The 21537-nt window shown below is 41.3% G+C and carries 17 protein-coding genes; 10 read left to right on the plus strand and 7 right to left on the minus strand.

From position 1 onward, the window contains the following. Positions 1-605: 605 nt before the first annotated feature. The 4 genes from IJ00_RS16165 (at position 606) to IJ00_RS16175 (ending at position 4656) form a co-directional block, all read left to right on the plus strand. Complete coding sequence (locus tag IJ00_RS16165) at positions 606-881, plus strand: TM2 domain-containing protein (protein WP_035154571.1); 276 nt, start codon at positions 606-608, stop codon at positions 879-881. A gap of 379 nt (positions 882-1260) precedes the next feature. After that, the gene (locus IJ00_RS29120; RefSeq protein WP_168163494.1) at positions 1261-1434 is read left to right on the plus strand and encodes a hypothetical protein; all 174 of its coding nucleotides are present in this window, start codon (positions 1261-1263) and stop codon (positions 1432-1434) included. A 227-nt stretch (positions 1435-1661) separates the two neighbouring features. After that, the gene (locus IJ00_RS16170; RefSeq protein ID WP_035154573.1) at positions 1662-4070 is read left to right on the plus strand and encodes a cation-translocating P-type ATPase; all 2409 of its coding nucleotides are present in this window, start codon (positions 1662-1664) and stop codon (positions 4068-4070) included. Positions 4071-4224: 154 nt separating this feature from the next. Continuing rightward, on the plus strand, positions 4225-4656 hold the full coding sequence (locus IJ00_RS16175; protein WP_035154575.1) for an FHA domain-containing protein: 432 nt from the start codon (positions 4225-4227) through the stop codon (positions 4654-4656). A 240-nt stretch (positions 4657-4896) separates the two neighbouring features. Here IJ00_RS16175 and IJ00_RS16180 read toward each other — a convergent pair whose 3' ends face one another. Next, positions 4897-5244 (minus strand): hypothetical protein, encoded by a 348-nt coding sequence (locus IJ00_RS16180; protein ID WP_035159154.1) that lies wholly within the window; start codon positions 5242-5244, stop codon positions 4897-4899. A 280-nt stretch (positions 5245-5524) separates the two neighbouring features. Here IJ00_RS16180 and IJ00_RS16185 point away from each other — a divergent pair, with 280 nt between their 5' ends. Continuing rightward, positions 5525-6445: a TIGR01777 family oxidoreductase gene (locus IJ00_RS16185; protein ID WP_035154577.1), complete on the plus strand. Its 921-nt coding sequence runs from the start codon at positions 5525-5527 to the stop codon at positions 6443-6445. Between the two features lie 10 nt (positions 6446-6455). Here IJ00_RS16185 and cax read toward each other — a convergent pair whose 3' ends face one another. The 5 genes from cax to IJ00_RS16210 form a co-directional block, all read right to left on the minus strand. Beyond that, entirely contained in the window at positions 6456-7535 is a 1080-nt protein-coding gene (gene cax / locus IJ00_RS16190; RefSeq protein WP_035154578.1) for a calcium/proton exchanger, read from the minus strand. Continuing rightward, positions 7535-7951, minus strand: coding sequence for a DUF2358 domain-containing protein (locus IJ00_RS16195; protein ID WP_035154580.1), 417 nt, complete (start codon positions 7949-7951; stop codon positions 7535-7537). The genes cax and IJ00_RS16195 overlap by 1 nt, the downstream gene beginning before the upstream one ends. Before the next feature lie 305 nt (positions 7952-8256). Next, positions 8257-8913, minus strand: coding sequence for a hypothetical protein (locus IJ00_RS16200; RefSeq protein ID WP_168163495.1), 657 nt, complete (start codon positions 8911-8913; stop codon positions 8257-8259). 616 nt (positions 8914-9529) lie between these two features. Further along, the gene (locus tag IJ00_RS16205) at positions 9530-10567 is read right to left on the minus strand and encodes an adenosine deaminase (RefSeq protein ID WP_035154584.1); all 1038 of its coding nucleotides are present in this window, start codon (positions 10565-10567) and stop codon (positions 9530-9532) included. Between the two features lie 81 nt (positions 10568-10648). Further along, positions 10649-13153, minus strand: a complete 2505-nt coding sequence (locus IJ00_RS16210; protein ID WP_238178349.1) for a PAS domain S-box protein — start codon at positions 13151-13153, stop codon at positions 10649-10651. 982 nt (positions 13154-14135) lie between these two features. Between IJ00_RS16210 and IJ00_RS16215 the strand changes: the two genes are divergently transcribed. The 5 genes from IJ00_RS16215 to IJ00_RS16235 all read left to right on the plus strand — a co-directional run bounded on the left by IJ00_RS16215 (position 14136) and on the right by IJ00_RS16235 (position 19150). Beyond that, the gene (locus IJ00_RS16215; RefSeq protein WP_035154588.1) at positions 14136-15479 is read left to right on the plus strand and encodes an adenylosuccinate synthase; all 1344 of its coding nucleotides are present in this window, start codon (positions 14136-14138) and stop codon (positions 15477-15479) included. A 57-nt stretch (positions 15480-15536) separates the two neighbouring features. Next, positions 15537-15830, plus strand: coding sequence for a 50S ribosomal protein L25 (rplY, locus tag IJ00_RS16220; RefSeq protein WP_035154589.1), 294 nt, complete (start codon positions 15537-15539; stop codon positions 15828-15830). Positions 15831-16096: 266 nt separating this feature from the next. Then, complete coding sequence (locus IJ00_RS16225; protein WP_035154590.1) at positions 16097-17605, plus strand: AAA family ATPase; 1509 nt, start codon at positions 16097-16099, stop codon at positions 17603-17605. A gap of 174 nt (positions 17606-17779) precedes the next feature. Continuing rightward, complete coding sequence (locus IJ00_RS16230) at positions 17780-18274, plus strand: hypothetical protein (RefSeq protein ID WP_035154591.1); 495 nt, start codon at positions 17780-17782, stop codon at positions 18272-18274. A gap of 87 nt (positions 18275-18361) precedes the next feature. Beyond that, complete coding sequence (locus IJ00_RS16235; RefSeq protein WP_035154592.1) at positions 18362-19150, plus strand: YdcF family protein; 789 nt, start codon at positions 18362-18364, stop codon at positions 19148-19150. Between the two features lie 96 nt (positions 19151-19246). Here IJ00_RS16235 and IJ00_RS16240 read toward each other — a convergent pair whose 3' ends face one another. Further along, positions 19247-21439, minus strand: coding sequence for a tetratricopeptide repeat protein (locus IJ00_RS16240; RefSeq protein WP_035154593.1), 2193 nt, complete (start codon positions 21437-21439; stop codon positions 19247-19249). Positions 21440-21537: the final 98 nt, after the last annotated feature.

A 21537-nucleotide genomic window follows, 5' to 3' on the forward strand; every position in this document is an offset into this window, starting at 1 on the left:
TTATCAATTGGTGACGTTTTAGGCTGTAATCAGTAACAGTCCGGAGACTCTAGCCTTTGAACTGTAGTAATAAATATACTGTGGTGATTTTTGCCAGAATAAAAGAGATTATCTGTAATAGATTTTCTCGTTAATAGTTATACTAATTTCCTGTAACTGTGATACAAATACATATCAGATAATTGCTGTCACTTCAAAATAACCTTGTCTTGAAGTCAGCGAGTAATTGCTATTGATAATTGGATGTGAGTCTATGGGGAAATAGTATTTTATCTGTACAGAAGATAATTACATGAAAACTTCATTATTTCCTAATTAAAAAAGGGAATACCGATGGAGTTTTTAGTTTAATCTATAACATATAGTTGTCTGTGGGCATAAATTTCTTCTACCTAAAGTAGATTTACGGAATTGCCTATATTAATTTAGTTTTGAGTCAGTAGCTTAAAGTATATTTTATCGCTCACCTCTCTTATTTTTATCCCATTAAGCTTGATAGCAAGATTTCTGTTACTAGAAAATATTGCGCCTAAGGGTAAATAGATATAACTTTAAAGCAAGACTTAAATTTCATTTTATACATTGATTTCAAGGAAACATCAGGTATGGCAAATCTAACTCCTAGTCATGCGACTAAACAAATCTTAGCTGGATATACTGGTATTATTTTTGGTGGTTTTGGTGTCCATAAATTTATCCTTGGTTATACAGTGGAAGCTGTAATAGTTTTGATAGTTTCTGTTGTTGGAGGCTATTTTACCTATGGCTTAACGCTACTCATTATGCAATTTGTAGGTTTAATTGAGGGGATGATTTATTTAAATAAATCCCATGATGAGTTTGTCAATACCTATTTTGTCAATCGTCAAGGATGGTTTTAGGATAATTCTGAGGATTGCGAAAAAACGGAATTCCAGGAATTATCTATCTGAAAAATTATCCACTCAGGATAAAGCTAAATAGGAATATTTGAGCTTGTCATCGAGAAAAATATATATTTCCCATAGCTAGTACTAATAGCTTCATTGCCTTTTTACTCTATAAATAAAATACCAGTCAGATAGGAGCATCAGTATATTTTATCCATACAAGAAATAATCTCAAAGATGCCATAAATCATGACTATAAATCATTGCTGATGCGGGATGGCAAAGTCGTTTTTATCTGGGAAAATTTCTTTCTATATCAAATGAAAGATACTCTGCTGCATCATCTAACTTGATTCCAAATCTCAAATTAACTCATGGTCGATATCCACAGATGAAAAAATATCGTCTTGTCGCAATTTTTATCATTAGCTGCATCTATTTTCTCGGTGTGTCTGGCTTGGGTGTTAATGACTTTTACAAAGGTCAAATGGTACTTTTCCCTATCCAAATTAGTGCGGCTATTTATATGATGTATTTCCGTCGCTGGAATGTGAACCGCCTCTAGGAATCATAGTCAGGAGTGAAAATTCTGTTCGTTACAGGGGCTACAAATAAGGTGGAAAATTCCTGGGAAACCAGACTTTTCTCAACAGTGGGGGATCGGATGCTTGCTGTTCTTAATAAAAGTTAATAAGTAAGACTGCCGATCATAGTCACGAATTTCGCCTAACCTCAAAATAGAGGCGCTTTCTATGAGCCTGGAAATCCCGTAACGAATCTAGACAATCTCCCATGGAACTTGTGTCGAAAACTAATCTTGCTTCAGAACCGACTCCAGATGTGGAAAAGCTCATTTTGGATGTGGGGGGAATGAAGTGTGCTGGATGCGTGAAAGCAGTGGAAAGACGGCTAACACAATTTCCGGAAGTCAAAAATGTCTGTGTAAATCTCGCAACGGAAGTTGCGGTGGTGGAATTAGTTTCAGGTACTATACCCGCAGAGTTGCTGGCTGAAGAATTAACAAAAGTTGGATTTCCGACTCAGGCTAGAACTACGGATAGTCATGTAGCAGGTAGTACAAATCAGCTACAAGATGCAACGGAAAGGCAAAATCAGGAAATGCAGGTTGCCAAAAGACAATTAATTGTGGCGATCGCCCTCCTCACCCTCTCTATAATTGGGCATTTCGGCAGTTTTACCTATGCAATTTTCCCCGCTATCCATGGGATTTGGTTCCATTTTGCTCTTGCCACGGTAGCTTTATTATTTCCAGGGCGGGAAATTTTTCGGGATGGATGGCAAGGTGTACGCCACAATGCACCCAATATGAATACCCTTGTTGGGTTAGGAATGTTAACAGCTTACACCGCTAGTTTGGTGGCTCTAATATTTCCGAGCTTGGGTTGGGAATGTTTTTTTGATGAACCGGTGATGATGTTAGGTTTTATTCTCTTGGGTAGAACTTTAGAAAAACAAGCTAGGGGCAAAGCTGCGTCAGCTTTTCGGCAATTACTCGCTCTCAAACCCCAGACAGCCAAATTAATCCCCAAATTAGGAGTCACATCTAGTGATGTGGTAGAAATTCCCGCAGAGCAGGTGCGGGTAGGAGAATGGCTACAAGTGTTACCAGGAGAGAAAATCCCCGTGGATGGTGCAGTAGTCGTGGGGCAAACCACCGTGGATGAATCGATGTTAACAGGGGAAGCCATACCTGTATTCAAACAGGTGGGTGATATCGTCACCGCAGGAACCATCAATCAGTCGGGGGCGATCGCCATGGAAGCGACACGTATCGGTAAGGATACTACCTTGGCGCAAATTGTCACCCTGGTGGAAACTGCCCAAACTCGTAAAGCTCCTGTACAGAAGTTAGCAGATACCGTCGCCGGCTATTTTACCTATGGAGTGTTAACTGCTGCCCTGTTAACATTTGTATTTTGGTATTTTCTGGGCACTCATATTTGGCATGATTTACCCAGTTCTGGACAAATGTTCATGTCTCATCTGGGGCATGGAGAAAGCCATAGTCATATTTATCACACAGCTTCAGATAGTAATTCATCCCTGTTATTTAGCTTAAAATTAGCGATCGCTGTCATGGTGGTTGCCTGCCCCTGTGCCCTGGGATTAGCTACACCCACGGCAATTCTTGTCGGTACGGCAATGAGTGCAGAACAGGGTTTATTAATTAAGGGTGGTGATGTTCTGGAAAAAGTTCATCAATTAAATACGGTGATTTTTGATAAAACAGGCACTCTCACTACTGGTAATCCTACAGTCACAGACTGCCTTACCTGGGGCGACACAGACAAAGAAAGCTTAATTGCTTGGGCAGCAGCAGTCGAAAGGGGTACTTGTCACCCGATTGCTAATGCCATTCAGCAAGCCGCCCTAGAGGCAAAAATCACCATTCCCCCAGCCCAGGATTTTATCACAGAACCGGGTTTAGGCGTTTCCGGAGTCATTGATGGACAGATGATTGTCATTGGGAATTGGCAATGGTTGCAGTGGCACGGAGTGACAATTCCCGGAGAATTTCAGCAGCAAGCACAGGAATTAATTGCCCAGGGAAAAACCGTTGTTGCTTTGGCAGTCGAAACTGACATCGTTGGCTGTATTGCCGTGCAAGATACTCTCAGAACAGATGCCAAATCCACCATCTCAGAATTACAAGCCATGGGTTTGCGGGTAATGTTACTCAGTGGCGATACTAAATTTGCAGCAGAGGCGATCGCCAAGCAATTGGGACTCTCACCTACCGATGTCATGGCAGAAGTACCCCCCAGCAAAAAAGCTGCAATTATTCAAACTCTGCAATCAGAAACTCCAGTATCAATTGTGGCGATGGTTGGAGATGGAATTAATGATGCCCCAGCCCTTTCTCAGGCTGATGTTGGTATTGCTTTGCAGGCAGGTACTGATGTAGCTATGGAGACAGCCGACATCGTATTAATGCGGAATCGGTTAAAAGATGTAGTCACATCAATCAGATTTAGTCGGGCAACCTTCGGGAAAATTCGCCAAAACTTATTTTGGGCTTTTGCCTATAATACATTAGGAATTCCCTTGGCAGCTGGTGTTTTATTACCTAGTTTTGGGTTCGTACTTACCCCTACAGGAGCAGCTGCACTCATGGCTTTTAGTTCAGTGAGTGTTGTCACTAATTCAGTCTTACTCAGGTGGTTAGTGAGCAAGTCTTAAGGGTAAAGTGTAGAAGTATAGCAAAATATAGGGGACAAGGAACAGTTATTGGTTTTTCCGGGTAACTATTTTGATGTCATCATCTACCTTGCTATCACAACCAAAACTTCGGTAAATATATAGTTCCAGCGATTGTAGTAGCTAAGATTTTTCAATGGCAGTAGCAGCAACGAATGAAAACCATATTCTCATTGTCGAAGATGATCAAGGGCGAAAGGAAATTCCCCTAGATCGTCCTGTGTATTCTATCGGGCGCGATCGCGATTGTGATATTCGCTTAGTATCGCATTTTGTTTCCCGCCGCCATGCCACCTTGGTTAGACTACCAAGAGATCACAGCAGTTTTTATTACCGGATTGTCGATGGTGACGCTAAAGGGAAGGTGAGTTCTAACGGTTTAGTGATCAATGGTCGCAGAATGCCGGCTCATGATCTTAAGAATGAGGACGAAATTATTTTTGGTCCCCAAGTCCGTGCTATTTACTATTTACTCCAGGGAGAAACCGTACCACCTGGACAAACTGATATGAGTGAGTATGATATTACCCTAATAAATCCGGGAATGAATGAAAATGAAGAAGACTAGCACCGCGAGGTTGAATTATCAATAATTCCTCATATTAGGGGAAGGGTGAAACTCATCCATCAGGGGGCAAAAAATTGCCAGTGAATACAGAGCAAGCTTTTCAGGGATGGAAATAATAGATGTTTTTTCCCATCGCTATGTATGAGCTAAAGTCCTGAAAGCAAAATTCTCCTGATTTCTAGTCGGGAGAATTTTGGGTAAAAATTAGCTAAATTGTCGCGGAGTAGTTTTGAGAGAGTCTCAACCAGCTAAACTCTCAATCAGATTCCAATAACGACTATTTTCTATTTGTTCTCGAACTAATTCAAATAATTGCCGACAATGGTTATCTCGTTGCAGGGGTAATTCTTCATTCTTAATCACGATCGCCATCCGGGTTTCTGTATCTGTGGCTGTGCTACTCTCAATTAATGCCTCCACTGTCACCAATTTAGAGAAAGTCACACTACCAGGAATTTCCCGTGCCATGATGTAATCGCGGCTGTAATATTGCACATCCAAACCACAGTCTTGTAACAGTCCTACCAGTAACGGCTGGAGTTCTTCTATGGTAATCGAAAGAACAAATGAACAGGTATATCGAGCCATGATAGCCCCACGCCTTGGAACAATAAGTAACATGGTGATAGGCATAGGAGACGGGCTGGATATCAAGCCATAGTCGCCCCATACCTTGCAACACTCTGTCCATCCTATAATACACAACCGAGTGCAAGATAAGAGCTTTACAAAATCAATAAAAAACTCTACCCATGAATCGGTGAAGTTGCCGGTAATAGGTGATGAATGATGGGGAAAGGTGATAATTACCCTATCTCCTGTACCCTCCCACCTAGTACAATAGGCTGTGGCTGATGCGCGGAAAAACATGAAAGTAGCAATTAGTGGAGCAACAGGATTTGTCGGTAGTCGTTTAGTGGAACGACTTCACAAGGAAGGTATGGGCGTGGTAGTTTTGACTCGGAATACTGCCCATGCTCGTAAGGTGTTTCCGACTGAGGCTTTTGGCAATGTGGAGTTAGTTGCCTATACTCCCACCGAATCGGGGATATGGCAAGAGGCGATCGCCGGATGTGATGCGGTTGTTAACTTGACTGGTGAACCCATCGGTGAAGGACGTTGGACGACTGAACGTAAGCAGGAAATCATTAATAGTCGCCAATTAACCACCCAAAAGATTGTGGAAGCCATAGGCAAAGCCAATCCTCGACCCCAGGTTTTAATTAATACTTCTGCTATTGGTTACTACGGTACTAGTGAGACTGCCACCTTTGATGAGAATAGCGCTGCGGGCAATGATTTCCTCGCCGAAGTCTGTCAAACTTGGGAAAGGGAAGCTAGCAAGGTGACTGATGCTGGTGTGCGATTAGTGGTGCTGCGTTTTGGGATTGTTTTGGGTTTAGGTGGTGCTTTGGGTAAAATGATTACCCCCTTTAAATTATTTGCCGGTGGTCCCTTGGGTACCGGTAAGCAGTGGTTTTCCTGGATTCATCTAGATGATGTGGTGAATTTGATTATTCAGGCGATCGCCAATCCCCAAATGTCTGGAGTATATAATGCAACAGCTCCTAACCCGGTACGGATGAACGAACTGTGCAACACCATGGGAAAAGTGATGAATCGTCCCTCCTGGCTCCCGGTTCCTGCCCTGGCTTTAGAAGCAATGCTGGGGGATGGAGCGATTATTGTTTTGGAAGGGCAACAAGTTTTACCAAAAAGAACTCTCGAAAGTGGTTTTAAATTTAAGTATCCAAATTTACAACCTGCCCTTGCCGATATTTTAAAGTGAGGTCAGTTAACTAAGCTGGATGGTAGTAAAAGGCTACTCCCAAAATCATGTAGGTAGCAATTAACAGGATACCGTCCAGCCAATTGGAACGTCCGCCAAAACTGATTAAATTGGCAACAGTGACGGCGATCGCGATGGCAATTACTTCAAAGGGATTAAAGTTGAGGGTGATGGGTTGTCCGATAAATTGACCAACTAGTACTAAGATTGGGGCAACAAAGGAAGCGACTAATAAACTATCACCAGTTACAGAAGATACAGCCAAGTCCATTTTATTTTTCATGGAAAGGCGAATTACGGTGACATATCCCGCAACATCACTGAGTAAGGGGATGAGAATGACACCAGTAAACAGAGGTGTTAATCCTAACCTAGTAGTTTCTGGTTCAATTACACTCACAAATAAATCAGAGAGAATGGCGATCGCTACCGTAGAAACTAGCAAGACAGTAATCCATAACCAGAGTGTGGTTGATGATTTCGTAGTTTCTCCGTCTTCCTCTGCATCACTCAATCCCACCTCGTACAAATAGCTGTGAGTACCGAGGGAAAATACTAAAGTCAATCCGTAAACAGCAATCAGAATTGTTGAGACAATTACAGAGATATCTCGAATTGCAATCTCATCAACAATATTTGATGTTGCAATCACAGTGGTAGGTAAACCGAGGGCGATCGCAGCTAAAGTCATAAAGGAACCATTTACCCTCGCAACAATGGGTTTAAAAGTCTGTTCCTTGTAGCGTAAACCACCCGTAAACATTCCCAAACCAAGGAGCAGTAGTAAAGCACCTAATACACTTCCGGTAATACTTGCTTCCACAATATCCACCAAACCCTGACGGAGTGCAGTCAGAGCGATAATTAATTCCGTTGCATTGGCAAATAATGCAGTCACCAAACCCCCAACTACCGCACCTGTAAAAACTGCGACTTTCTCGACTGCGGTACTTAACCAGATGGAAACAGGAATGATGGCGATCGCAGAGGTGATGAAAATTGCGGTATCACCCCAGTGAAGATAATCAGCAGCGATCGCAAGGGGAACGAAAGGTAAGAGAATAAACGGAATTAGTTTTTGATATTTCATTATCTTTGGGGAAAAAATTGCCGCAAAATCTCTCCGGGTTGACGATCCCAAGTATCAATATGCTCGTATATTAAACCATCTATATTCAGCTTATAGGTGGAATATCCTTCAAAATAAATATTTGCTTCCCAAGGAACCCGTAATTTTCCCCTAACAGTCCACTCTGCTAGAATGGTGTTTTCCTCAGATTGAGTCACACGATGTAAGTCAAAAAATATCTGAGTAAAAAACAACTTGCCATGGAAACGCAAAGTCCAAAATATAATTCTATAACTGAATTTGCCCCGAAACTTATTTACTGGGTCACGAAAAGAAATATCTGGAGAGTAAATATCATAGGAAATATCCTGGGTAAATAAATTTGGCAACTCTTCTTGAAGTACTTCGATGATTTTTGAGATTCCCTGAACTTTCACACAACCTCCTTATACAAATTCGTAATTCTTCAAAAATACTGTTTTTACAAGACTTTCTATAGTGATACCAAGTTGCGCTCAAAACATAGTACCCTGTCATTGCAACTTTAGCGGAGCGTCAGGAAGCAATCTCACCAAGTTTAAACTCATACGACAGAAGGCAATTTGGTATGAACAAGTCAAATAAACTCTGTGAAATAGCATCAAATTCTGATTCGACTATTCAACCATATCTGTATTTAACAAAAAATCACCCCAGATTTATACTCCAAGGTGATAAATAAACAATATTTTTGTAAAAATCATTAACGTAGTCGAAAAACTTTGAGTATGTTCTGATAACCAGCCTTAGCAACCTCTTCATTATCTCGTCTCTCTTGACTATTCATCTCTTCAGGAGAAACCATGCGAATTTTACCACCATTATTCCCAGAATAATCTGGATAAAACATGACTTGAACTTTTCCATCTTCTCCAAAGAAAATCAATTCATCGGAATGAAACCTCCGGAATGCTTTGACTTGTCCATTCTCAAACCAATATCCGATGCCGTCACCTAATTCTAGTAAAGCTTCTGAAGCTGTGACTAGTTTACCATTATGAGTACAAATACTATAGCTGATATTTCGGTGAACTTGCTTTTTTTCCTGACATCCTTGGGCTTTTTTCTCTAATGATTGGATAGCTGATTTATAAAAACTTTCATCTGTCGCTGGTTCAATCTCTGCTGCTCCTTTCTCCGACTGATTGGCAACAATTGCCTTGAATTTATCCCTATAATTGACAGAGTTGATTATTTGACATTTTACTGATTCATTTCCCCGGCTACAATTATCAAAATTGAGATGCTTTTCTTGTGAAATATCCTGATAATTGATGGCATAGGATGCACTCGATTGCCATTGATAACAAGTTAACAACGGAGCTAGTGCAACCATGATTGTGAGTGATACTTTTTTCATCGTGACAAATTAAAGCTTAATAAAAAATGATTTCTATGCGTTGGTGATAAATTTCGCACAATCATCCAAATTTAAGCTTTTTTTGAACAACGAGGTGGGGAAAAATACGTAAACCGGGGATACTTCACAGAAACTGCACAGTTATCCCATAGATTCCGAAAGTAAAATCAATTCTTCAATCTCAAGATTCCCATGACAATTACAGCTAGGCGATCGCCATTGGGAAATTCTTCCGGATATTGCCAATCATACCAAGGATAAAGAAATGGTAGATGCACCCGAGTTTGTAGCCTTCAGCCTTTGGCTGGGGGTTTTATTCTATCATCTTTCCGGACTTTTGATGCTCTACACTCAGAAGTAAGTCGCTGGAAATAAACCTAATATCATGTCCGGTTGAATACTTATAATTAAGGCAGCAGGGGAAAAGAAAATTTTCCGATGCCTGATACACAAGTTATTCTGCGAACATGATATCACTATGTAACAGAATGTAAAATCAGCAAAACTCTTGCAAATGCGCCACTTTGCTGCACTCTGCGAAGGCAATCACATAGTTATAAATTTTCGCAACCACCTACTCCTGTGGGAGATTTATGCCAATTTTATATCGCTGGGCTCACCTTGCTAAAGTTGTTTGAGGTTGGGGATTCAACAAGCCATGTAATAATGATGCTGGACGTTGACTATGGGGCCAAGCAAAAGCATGGCGAAAAGCCGCATCTTGGCAGGCTTGTAACTGTGAGAAACTGATAATATCGTGGGTGAGAAGATTTTCGTATTCAAAGGGTAAGCGAACATTATGCAACCCAGCATTATCCGTACAAATCGCGATATCAACTCCTGCCTGGAAACATTGCTCAAAAACTGACTTCAACTGACGAATATCCTGTAAAGCCCCTGTTTTCAAGTAAGTTGTTGGGCAAATCTCTAAACACTGATTCCGTCTCGCTACATCTGGCAGTAATTCTGGATACATTAAAGGTATTTGAATCCCATGCCCAATTCGCATCAAATAGGGTAATAGTTCCGGGTAACATCCTGATGTGGTTTCATAGAGATGTCCGGTGGTATTAAGACCCAAAGATAGGGCATATTGATAAAGCTCTATCCATTCTGGGAGACGCTCTGCATAGTAACTGTCTCCCCCTGCGACATCCACCGCACAGACATACTGCCTATTTTGGGCTGCCAAATCAATAATTGCTCGATTCACCTCGTAGGGTAAGCGAGAATGCATACAGAGAATTTGGCTAGTAACGATGGGATATTCAGGGATTTGACTAGCTTTTCCCACCACGTCTACGATTTCCGTCATTTTGTCAATTCTCGCTGATTGACTCAGGTGTTCTGGGGTACGCAGATATGGTGTATAACGTAACTCTAAGTATGCTAAATTCTCAAAAATGTACGCCCCTCTGAGTAGACGATAGATAAAGTAAGGGAGGGTGGTTACGGTTTGCACGCTTTCGACTAGGGTGTGCAATTCTAAGTATTCATCTAGGGTATTGCGGGGTTTGGTGTAAAACTCTTCAAATTCTGGATAATTGCGAAACCGCGAAATTAAATCTGCCGAATGACGCTCGAAGTATCGCCATAAAACACGGGGAACAACCGAACCACCCAGATGCCTGTGTAACTCAGCATATAATGCCATAGTGGTTTATTCCAGCAAAATTTTAATTATTATTTACATTAACTGAGAAACCAATTAGATACAAGGGGGAAGGGTGACTTCTCAGTCTGGGAGTATAGAATGCAGAGTCTGTAATAATTCTTGGGTAGTAAAGGGTTTGGCAATAAATCCTTGGATATTTATATCTGGGGAATGGGTGATTTTCTCAGGAGATAGTAAACCACTGACAGCGATAATCTTGACGTTGGGGTTGATTTTTTGTAGAGTCCGAATGGCGATCGCCCCATCGATTCCTGGTGTCATCATATCCAGAACAATAGCAGTAATTTCCTGTTGGCGATCGGCATAGATTGCTAATGCTTCCACAGCATCATTGGCAGTTATGGCACGATAGTTATGACTTTCCAGGGTAGATTTAGTAATTTCTCTAATTGCGGCTTCATCATCTACAATCAGAATGAGTTGCCCATTGCCTGTAAACATTTCTCCTTCTCTGGGGTGTATGGGTACAGGGCATTGATGAAATGCGGGTAAATAAACTTGGAATTTTGTTCCCCTGGCAACTTCGCTATACACATTGACAAACCCCTGATGATTTTTGATAATCCCTAGGGCTGTAGATAAACCTAAACCAGTACCTTTTCCGACTTCCTTGGTGGTAAAAAACGGTTCAAAAATCCGTTCCTGAATATTTGGGGGTATTCCCATTCCCGTATCTGCCACGGTAATCACCACATAAGCACCTTCTTTAGCATCGAGATGCATTTGGGCATAGTGGCGATCGATAACGAAATTGTGGGCAGTGATATCAATCCTACCACCCTCAGCCATGGCATCACGGGCATTGACAACTAAATTCATCAAGACTTGGTGCAGTTGGGTAGTATCACCTCGCACATTCCAGAGATTGGTGGGGATATCCGTTTCCCAGGTAATGCATTTTGGGAAAGTTTGGTGAATAATTTGTTCAATTTCACCGATTAATTGACGAATATCAATCACTGTTTGTTTGCTTTCAATCCCCCGGGCAAAGGATAATACTTGTCGGATTAAATTTGCCCCCCGTTTCACATTATTTTCCAGGGTTCTGAGAATTCTTTGCTGTTGTGCATCCTGGGATTTCATTTCTAAGAGTTGTACAGCGAGTAGAATCGGTGCAAGCACATTATTTAAATCATGGGCAATTCCTCCTGCGAGGGTACCAATACTTTCTAATCTTTGCGATCGCAGTAATTGTGCTTCGAGTTGTTTTTTCTGGGTAATTTCCGTATTTACGATCAGAATCGACTTGGTTTTTCCCCCTTCATCCCGCACCAAAGTCCAACGACTCTCAACTATGATATTTTTACCTGTATCGGTGACTTGGTGTAATTCTCCTTGCCATGCACCCTGTTGCACAACTGTAAATAAAGCATCTTCCAACTGGGGGGAAATTTCCTGATACAACAATTGAAAGGCATTTTTACCCAAAACTTCTTCCCCTCGCCAACCGTAAAGGTTTTCTGCTCCCTTATTCCAATATAAAATCTGTTTATGGATATCCTGAACCATAATGGCATCAGTAGCAACGTCGAGTAATGCCGCTTGCTCTTGAATTTTCTGTTCAGCCTGTTTACGCTTACTAATATCCCTTGTCACTGCTAAGTGTAAAAAACTGCCATCTGCTTCATTTACCAAGGGTACTGCATGGGTTTCTACCCAACGCTTGCCACCACGAAACCCCAAAATTTCAAATTCTAAAGTTCCCCGCTTTCCTTGACACACTTTCTCATGTAGTAGAGAAAAATCTTCACGATATTCTGGAGCGATCGCCGCATATACAGGATTCCCAATTACCACTTCGGGACTTTTTACTTCCAGCATGGCTAATCCAGAAGCATTAATTTCCAGTAATCTACCATCACGGGCGATTAATTGGATACATTCGGGTTCCGCATCAAACATTGCCCGTAAACGGTTTTCACTATCTTGCAGTGCGCTTTCCGTCTGCTTCAGTCGTCGAATATACCCACGCAGCAAGTAATAGAGTATGGTCACCAGAACTAAGTCTACCAGGGCAGTGATAATAAAAATGGCGATCGCCTTGTCTAAATTTGTTTGCGATCGCTGCATCCGCTTTTGTAATAAACTTTCTTCTGTTTTGACTGCTTGATGAATTACCTGACTCAACTCATCATCTTGTTTTGGGGAACGTGAAGTAATATAAGCAGCAACACTCTGCAAATCTTGCTTTTGTCGCAATGCTATTTCTGTTTGCCACTGTTGCCAACTACTCTCAAGTTTTGCCTCAATTGATAAAAATAATTTTTGCCGCTTTGATTTCTCACTCAACTGCTCTTTGAGAATTCGTTTACTTTCTGTAATTTTACTTTGAAAATTATCATACTTTTGTAAGTAAGCATTCTCCCCTGTCAGCAAATAGAGCAATTGACTATTTTTAGCATTCTGAAAGGTCAGTAAATTTCCTTCTAGGACATTAATTAATTGTTGAGATTCTGTCACTAGCAACTGACTTTCCATCATTTTCATGGTATTGCTATAAGACAGTAAAACATTAGCGAATATCACTGCTAATGCCATCACAAATACTGCCGTAAATTTTCTCATGCTACACCATCTCATCATGCTATAGCCCCTAACTTTGCCAACAAAATACTGAGTTTTCTATAATTTAAGTATTGAAAAGTAACAGTGATAATTAAGCTAAAATCGATACGAAAAACTCTGGTTCCTTGCTTCATACTTTGCCTTTCTCCCTGGGGGAAGGGGCAGAAAAGTAACATAAAATATTTCTTTTATTTAACTGGAGAACTTAACAGTAACTTAATCATTAAAAAAAACTGTGATAGATACTACCATTATTTACTAATTTTCAGTACTCATCACTGCATATACTAGAAGATATGAAAATCAATATTTATTCTGTGAGATTTTGCAGTTAGTTATCATCGAAAAATCTGTTTTGCTAACTATGGCAGTCTCTATGTACCATGATTCCAGAATTCAGCTTTCCATATTCAGGATTCAGGGAATAGCTTGAAAATCCGAGGAATCCAGTACCTCTGCGTGGAATTTAACATTCATCCAGCCTCAGCATTCTCTTGATTTTTAACAGTTAGTTTCTTTACACCCTGCTGTACTCAGTATTGGATAACCCATGAATGTCCGAATATAAATTCATGAAAACTTGGTATCTACAGGATTCCCCAATGTAGAACTCCTATCGAGGTATTGGTATTTATTGATGGCGATCGCCATTCATGAGAAAAGTTCATATTTATTTACAATTACCTGATTTTGTTCATCTGTAAAAAGTTACAAAATTACAAAAAATGAGAAGTTTCTCTAATTGATATAAAAAATACTAATGTACTTGTTTGCTCTGGAGTGAATTCAGGAGTCATAGACAGAATCATCTGAGGTTATAGTTCTTAACTATTGAGCTAGAAGAATGGATGTAAATTTATACCTACCCCCTGCAATCAAATATGAATAAATAGCTCAAACTTTAATAAGAATCCTTGACATAAATCACAATATCTGTAAATAATTATTGTTTGTGAAAACTTTAGCTCTATAGAATAAACACTTGGCTAACGTCATTGTTATAGGCGCCCAGTGGGGCGACGAAGGAAAAGGAAAAATCACCGACTTACTCAGTCGCTCCGCAGATGTTGTCGTACGTTACCAAGGGGGTGTCAATGCTGGACACACAATTGTAGTTAAGGAACAAACCTTTAAACTGCATTTGATTCCCTCTGGTATTTTGTATCCTGACACTGAGTGCATAATCGGTTCTGGAACAGTGATTGATCCACAGGTTTTAATCAAAGAACTTGACCAATTAGAAAGTTTAAATATCTCGACTGAAAACCTGTTTATTGCCGAAAATGCCCATGTGACAATGCCCTATCATCGCTTGATAGACCAAGCTTCAGAAGAACGTCGGGGCAGTCATAAAATTGGCACAACTGGTCGGGGAATTGGTCCGACCTATGCTGATAAGTCTGAACGAACTGGTATCAGAATGCTTGATTTGATGGACTCCCAAGGTTTGCAAAAACAATTGGAGTGGGCTATCAACTATAAGAACGTCATTTTAGAGAAACTGTATAATATTCCGCCTTTAGATACAAAGCAAGTGATCGAGGAGTACCTAGGTTATGCCGAACGTTTACGGCGTTACGTAGTTGATAGCTCCCTGAAAATATATGATGCTATCCAAAGACGACGTAATATTCTCTTTGAAGGGGCACAGGGAACTCTTCTAGACTTAGATCATGGAACCTATCCCTACGTCACATCTTCTAACCCTGTTGCCGGAGGTGCTTGCGTCGGTACAGGTTTAGGTCCGACAATGATTGACCGAGTAATTGGTGTCGCCAAGGCTTATACTACCCGTGTAGGTGAAGGTCCCTTTCCTACGGAGTTAGATGGAGAATTGGGTGAATTACTCTGCGAAAAGGGTGCAGAATTCGGCACTACCACAGGGAGAAAGCGTCGTTGTGGTTGGTTTGACGGGGTAATTGGACGCTATGCAGTCCGAATTAATGGTATGGATTGTTTAGCGATTACCAAGTTAGACGTGTTGGATGATTTAGAAGAAATTAAGGTATGTGTGGCTTACGAAATTGACGGCGATCGCTGTGAACATTTCCCCACCAGTGCCAGAAAATTCGCTCGTTGTCGTCCCATTTATCGAACTTTCCCCGGTTGGCAACAGTCTACAACCCAGTGTCGAAACTTGGAAGATTTACCCCGCCAAGCTTTAGACTATCTCAAGTTTTTGGCAGAATTAATGGAAGTTCCCATTGCCATTGTTTCCTTGGGTGCCAGCCGCGATCAGACTATCATTGTGGAAGACCCGATTCATGGTCCTAAGCGTGCTTTGCTCCACCCCGATGGTACACCAGCTTCATTGCTGAGTGCCTAGGTTTTGAGCTATGATTGCCAATCTGTGTGCGTAAATAACTTTGAGTTTTAGATTTTTATGAGCCTCACCGTTGAATGTCAAAAACGACCAGAAGGTAGCAAACCAAATGCTTTGCGTCGCTCTGGTTTGATTCCTGCCAATTTATATGGACACAGTGGTAACGAGTCTATCTCTTTGGTTGTTGATGCCAAAGTTATCGAACGTTTGCTCAAACAAGCTCGTGTTCAGAAAACCGAAATTGAGTTAAATGTTGCCGATTTGAACTGGAATGGAAAAGCCGTAATTCAAGAATTACAAACCCATCCAGCAAAAGGGTTCGTGTATCATTTAAGTTTCTTAGCTTCTAAGTAGTTATCGGAAAATGGGATAGAATATACCCAAGTTTCAAGCTATTGTGAGACTGTGCTGAGGTCTAGAATTTCTTAAACATCTCAGCACTGAGTCTTCAATAATTCTCACTACTGAAGGAAAATATTCTGATGAAAATCTGTAATAATTGCTGATGTTGCCAGGGTAGAATCCCTGGTTTTTTATTGATTATTTTGTCTGGAAATAATCATGGGGTGTGATACACAGATGAATATTTAATCTTAAAGAAATAAAGGACGCAAAGAAAAATGACCGAAGTTGCTATTCCTGCTTTGATTGAGCAGATGTTAGAACCTGGGTTTTACCCCCACCCTGTGAAGGAGCCAATTCAGTTGATTCAGACACACGTTTCCTACGTGTTATTAACGGGAGATTTTGCCTATAAGGTGAAAAAACCTGTGAATTTTGGCTTTTTAGATTATTCGACTTTGGCAAAGCGATCGCACTTTTGTCAGGAGGAGTTACGTTTAAATCAACGGGGAGCAGCTGAGTTATATTTGCAGGTTTTACCAATTACTTTGGAAGGTGATAAGTATCTTCTCAATGGTGAGGGGGATGCTGTGGAATACGTTCTGACAATGCAACAGTTTCCCGATGGTGCGTTGTTGAGTGAGATGTTTGCTGCGGGAACTTTGCAGGAATCCCACATGCAGGAGTTGGGTAAGGTTGTGGCAGAATACCACGTCCGGGCTGAGATTAATGATTATATTCAAAGTTTTGGTGAGGTGCAGCAAGTCCGGTCAGCCATAGATGAAAATTATCAGCAAACCATGAAGTATATTGGTGTGGCTCAGACTCAGGAACAGTTTGAGAAGACTAAGCAATATACGGATGATTTTTTTGCCACTCGTCCAGAGTTATTTGCTAGCAGAATTCAGGGTAAATTAATAAGGGAATGTCATGGGGATTTACATCTGCGGAATATCGCCCTGTGGCACGATAAAATTTTAGTATTTGATTGCATTGAATTTAACGAGCCGTTCCGCTTTGTCGATGTCATGTATGATGTGGCATTTACTGTCATGGACTTAGAAGCACGGCAGAGTCGAGAATTAGGTAATGTATTTTTAAATACCTATGTGGAGCAAACTGGAGACTGGGAAGGCTTGCAGGTATTACCTTTATATTTGAGTCGCCAAGCATATGTACGAGCCAAGGTGACTTCTTTTTTACTAGATGACCCCGGTGTGCCTGAGACAGTCAAGGAGGAAGCAGCACAAACTGCGGCAGCATATTACAAACAAGCATGGGAATATACCCAACCCCGCACAGGTAAGTTAATTCTCATGTCGGGATTGTCGGGTTCGGGTAAGAGTACAACTGCGCGACAGTTAGCTAAACAATTAGGGGGTATTCAAATCCGCTCTGATGCGGTGCGTAAACATTTAGTAGGTATTCCCCTGATGCAACGGGGTGGGGATGAGGTTTATTCCGCAGAAATGACAGAGAAAACCTATCACCGGTTGATAGAGTTAGGGGTATTATTAGCAGCTCAAGGTTTTGTTGTGATTTTAGATGCCAAATTTGACAAGCAAAAATGGCGGGAGTTGGCGATCGCCCAAGCTCAATCTCACAATCTTCCCCTAGAAATAATTCACTGTACTGCCCCTGTGGAAGTCATCCAGGAACGTTTACACCAGCGCCAGGGTGATATAGCTGATGCGACTGCTGACCTGTTAACATCGCAAATGCAACAAGCTGAAGCTTTTTCAGAGGCAGAAAAACCCTATGTGAAAATCTGGGATACCGTAAACTGATTGCAGAAATCAGGGCAGGGTTAAAGATGTAGGGAAGAGGGTGACAAGTGGGGATTTTGGTTCTACAGTTTGATACAAACAGGTGTTATGGGGCAACCCTGAGAAAAATGTTTGTATCCAATCAATACCCTTCCCCCCTTCCCCGTCAATTAAAGTCAGTAACTAAAAAATCCTATGTCAAAAAATAGCTTCAACATTACCTCTGAACTTTTTACCCAAATTCTTCTAGGTTTGTTTATTGCCATGATTTTGACAATGGCAAAAAATCCACTCCCTGTAAGTCTGTTCGTGGGTTTATTGGGTGCTTTAGCTCTGGGATGGTTCACAGAAACAAATAAAACTAGCCCTACTCCTCCCAGCGTTGGCTCCAATGAGGGTATTGATGCTGGTTTGAAGTACTGGTTATTTTTCCTATTGGGCTTTGTGGTTCTAGGATATCGCGCTCCCATGAGCATTTTACTAGGGGCGATCGCCGGTTTTGGTGGTGGCTGGATAATTGCTTGGTGGCAAAGCAAGGAAGATACTCGCACTCAAGTCGAAGTAGAAGTTCCCGATACTTTAACTGAGGAAGCTAGTACCAGACAACCTGCTACTAAACGTCGTTTCCGCAAAATTAATCGTCGTTTTCGTCGTCCCAGTGGCATTAAATTAAAATTCTGGGAAAAGTAATTTGGAATGCAGAAGATATAAAGACAGGTGAGATAAAAATACCTGCTCCCATCCTTCCCTGTACCCTTTACCCCTTTCCCAGTCTTTATGTTCCTCTATCTCTCTAAATTATTACCCCTATTTATTTATCCCCTTGGTTTCACCTGCGTCTGCTTGCTAGTATCCTTATTTTTTATTTGGAAAAAGCCCAAAGTTGCAGCATCTTTAATTACTCTGGCACTAGTAATTTTACTAATTAGCAGTAACTCTTGGATGCCAATTTGGTTGGCGCGATCGCTGGAGTGGCAAAATACTCCCAAGGAATTACCCAATGCTGAAGCAATTGTAGTTTTAGGGGGAGCGACGAAATCCACCTTTCCTCCCCGTCCAGGGGTAGACTTGAGTGAGCAGGGCGATCGCGTCATTTATGCTGCCCAGTTATATCGGCAACAAAAAGCACCCTACATTATTCTGAGTGGCGGACGTATCGATTGGCGGGGACAAGGAGCAGCCGAATCGGCAGATATGGTAGAAATTCTAACATCTCTAGGTATTCCCCCAGAGGCGCTTTTGCAAGATACCCAATCCCTCAACACTTACCAGAATGCAGTTAATACCCGAAAAATCATGGAGAGTAAAGGTATTAAACGCATCTTACTTGTCACCTCTGCCTTACATATGCCGCGATCGCTGATGATTTTTAGACATCAAGGAATAGACGCGATCGCCGCACCTACGGATTTTTTAGTCAGTGAAGGGGAAATTCAGGAACTAGGCAATAGTCCCAAGGCTGCCTTGTTAAATATTTTACCTGAAAGCAATAATCTCCAAAAATTTACCAATGCCATCAAAGAATACATTGGTATTGTGGTTTACCGTCTGCGAGGATGGTTGTAATCATATGCCAAGCTAGTACATTCTTAAATTGGATATCGTTTCATTCATCATGACTAACAAATTAATAAATTATTTTGAATTTTTTCCTCTTCCCTGCTAAAGCTTCGGCAAAATTTCTGGTAATAATTGTCCTGGAACTTTTGATAATGCCAAATTTTGTCCCTGAAGTCCTAATTCACTGTGGAAAGCACGAATTGTTTTGACTACATAATTAAAAGTACTTTGATAAGCATCGGGTTTTTTGCTAAATCCATTTAAAGCTTGTAAATGATTATCTAAAGATGATTCTAAATAGTGAGAACGAGTATGTTTATCCACATGGAAATATTGGTCTGTGGCTAATTGATAATAAGCTAAACCGAGATTATTGTGGGTGGCAAAAATATCAAAACTTAAAGAGATACCCTTCAAAGAGTGGGCTAAAGCGAGAGATTCTTTATAAGCATCGAGACTTAATTCTAAGAATTTTTGCCGTTCTTCTTTACTAGTTTGTGACTGATTAGCTAAATGCCAATATGCTGTACCTAAATTATTTTGTGTTGCTGCACAGGCAGTGGGAACAGCAGCCGCAGTCCGATATTGTAATGCTTGACAGTAAGCATCAATGGCTTGGCGTAGATTCTCCGGCGGATTATCGTATTGTGCTAAGTTCCAGTGAGCAGTACCAATATTATTTTGAATCATGCCATATTTCAAAGGTTCCTGCTCTGGATGATAGTGAGCTAGAGCCGAATTATAAGCTGCGATCGCCAACTGTAAATGAATGACAGGTTGATTGTACTGGGCTAAATGCCAGTAAGCTGTACCTAAATTATTCTGAGTTGCAGCATATTTTAACCCATCCATGTCTGGAGTCCGAAAGCGTAATGCTTCGCTATATGCAGTTACAGCTTTTTGCCAATTCTCTGTCGGATTCGTAAACTTTGCCAAATCTCCGTAGGCTGTTCCCAGATTATTCTGTACCCGTGCATAGGTATCTGCTTGCTCCTCTGGGGCAATAATTTTTAACGCTAATTGATAAAACTCAATTCCCTGCTGGATATATGCTTGACCAGCTTCCAAATTTGGTGGAGTCCGATACAACATCCAGTAGAGTGTACCCAAATCATTCAGGGTGTCTGCAACTTGGGGAGAATTCTCATCGTGGTTAATGGCTTCTTGATAAGCAAGAATTGCCACCATGAGATTTTCCAGGGTAGAGTGTCCTTGTTCGACTTGCAGACGATAGATACTTCCTAGGCGATGGTAGGCTGTACCTAGGGCTGCTCCTGATGCTTGCTGTGTATGAAGAGTAGTAATTTCCCCCAGGGTTTGCTGAATTTGCTGAACCAGTTCTCCATCATTGGCGATCGCGCTGTTGAGAGTCGCTAAAACTAATTCTGTTAATTCCTGATTAATCTCACCTAATTGGGGCAAATCTGGGGAAGTCTGAATAATGCTACTAGCAGTAATCTCCTCTTTGACTTCCTTTTCGGGTATCTCTGGAATAAATACCTCTGACTGAATTGGATTCGCTTCTTCCTGCTTATGTCCCCGATTTGCAGGAGTATCCGATGAGGGAAAATCAAAATCATCATCCGCGATCGCCTCACCTAGCAAGGACTCTTCCAAACCCTCCAAGGGGAAATCTAATTTCCGATTATCAGGAAATCTTTCTGGTACCGTTTTGGTTTGGGTTGTGGGTGTTGGCTCCCCTACAAAGCTAAATACCCCTGTACGACATCGCCAAAACTGCGGTGCAGACTGTTGAATTGCATGCAACCAAGGACGAGGAACCCATAATAATAACCCGGAATCTAAAACCCGGTTTGCCTCCGGATTCAAAACTAACTGCTCTGTCAACCGGAGATAATGTAAAAATAAACGCTGGATAGCAACTGGCTGCCTAGTTAATTGTTCTACACCAACAATTTGAAATGAAGGTATGGGCAAACTCCTTCCTGGAGTATCTTTCCCTCCCCCAATCATGGGTGGTGGGTAATTCGTCAACCATTGGTTAATCTGAGCAATCGGATTTGGATCACTCAAATTTAAACGTAATGTTACCAATCGAGGGTAAGCAGGTGTACTAGCTTCGTTTGTATCAAATTGCTGATACAGTACTTGCCCTACGGGATAGGCTAAGGTCGAGTGCAAACGGGCTGCTAACTGATTCCTGAGGTTTAAATCATCACATACACCAATGAACAGTTGTCGCCGCAAACCCAGACCAAATGCTAACTTTAACCGTTGATATACTTGGCGATTCCTGGAGGAACTATCAGTATGTTTAGTATCATTTAATCTCATGATGGCTGGGTCGCCGAAACGTGGTGGACATCCCTGAGAACAGGGCAAAGCAAGTGATAACTCTGACTATGACTATGCTTTCAATCACTAACGACCCC

It is taken from the genome of Calothrix sp. 336/3 (assembly GCF_000734895.2).
Taxonomy (GTDB): domain Bacteria; phylum Cyanobacteriota; class Cyanobacteriia; order Cyanobacteriales; family Nostocaceae; genus 336-3.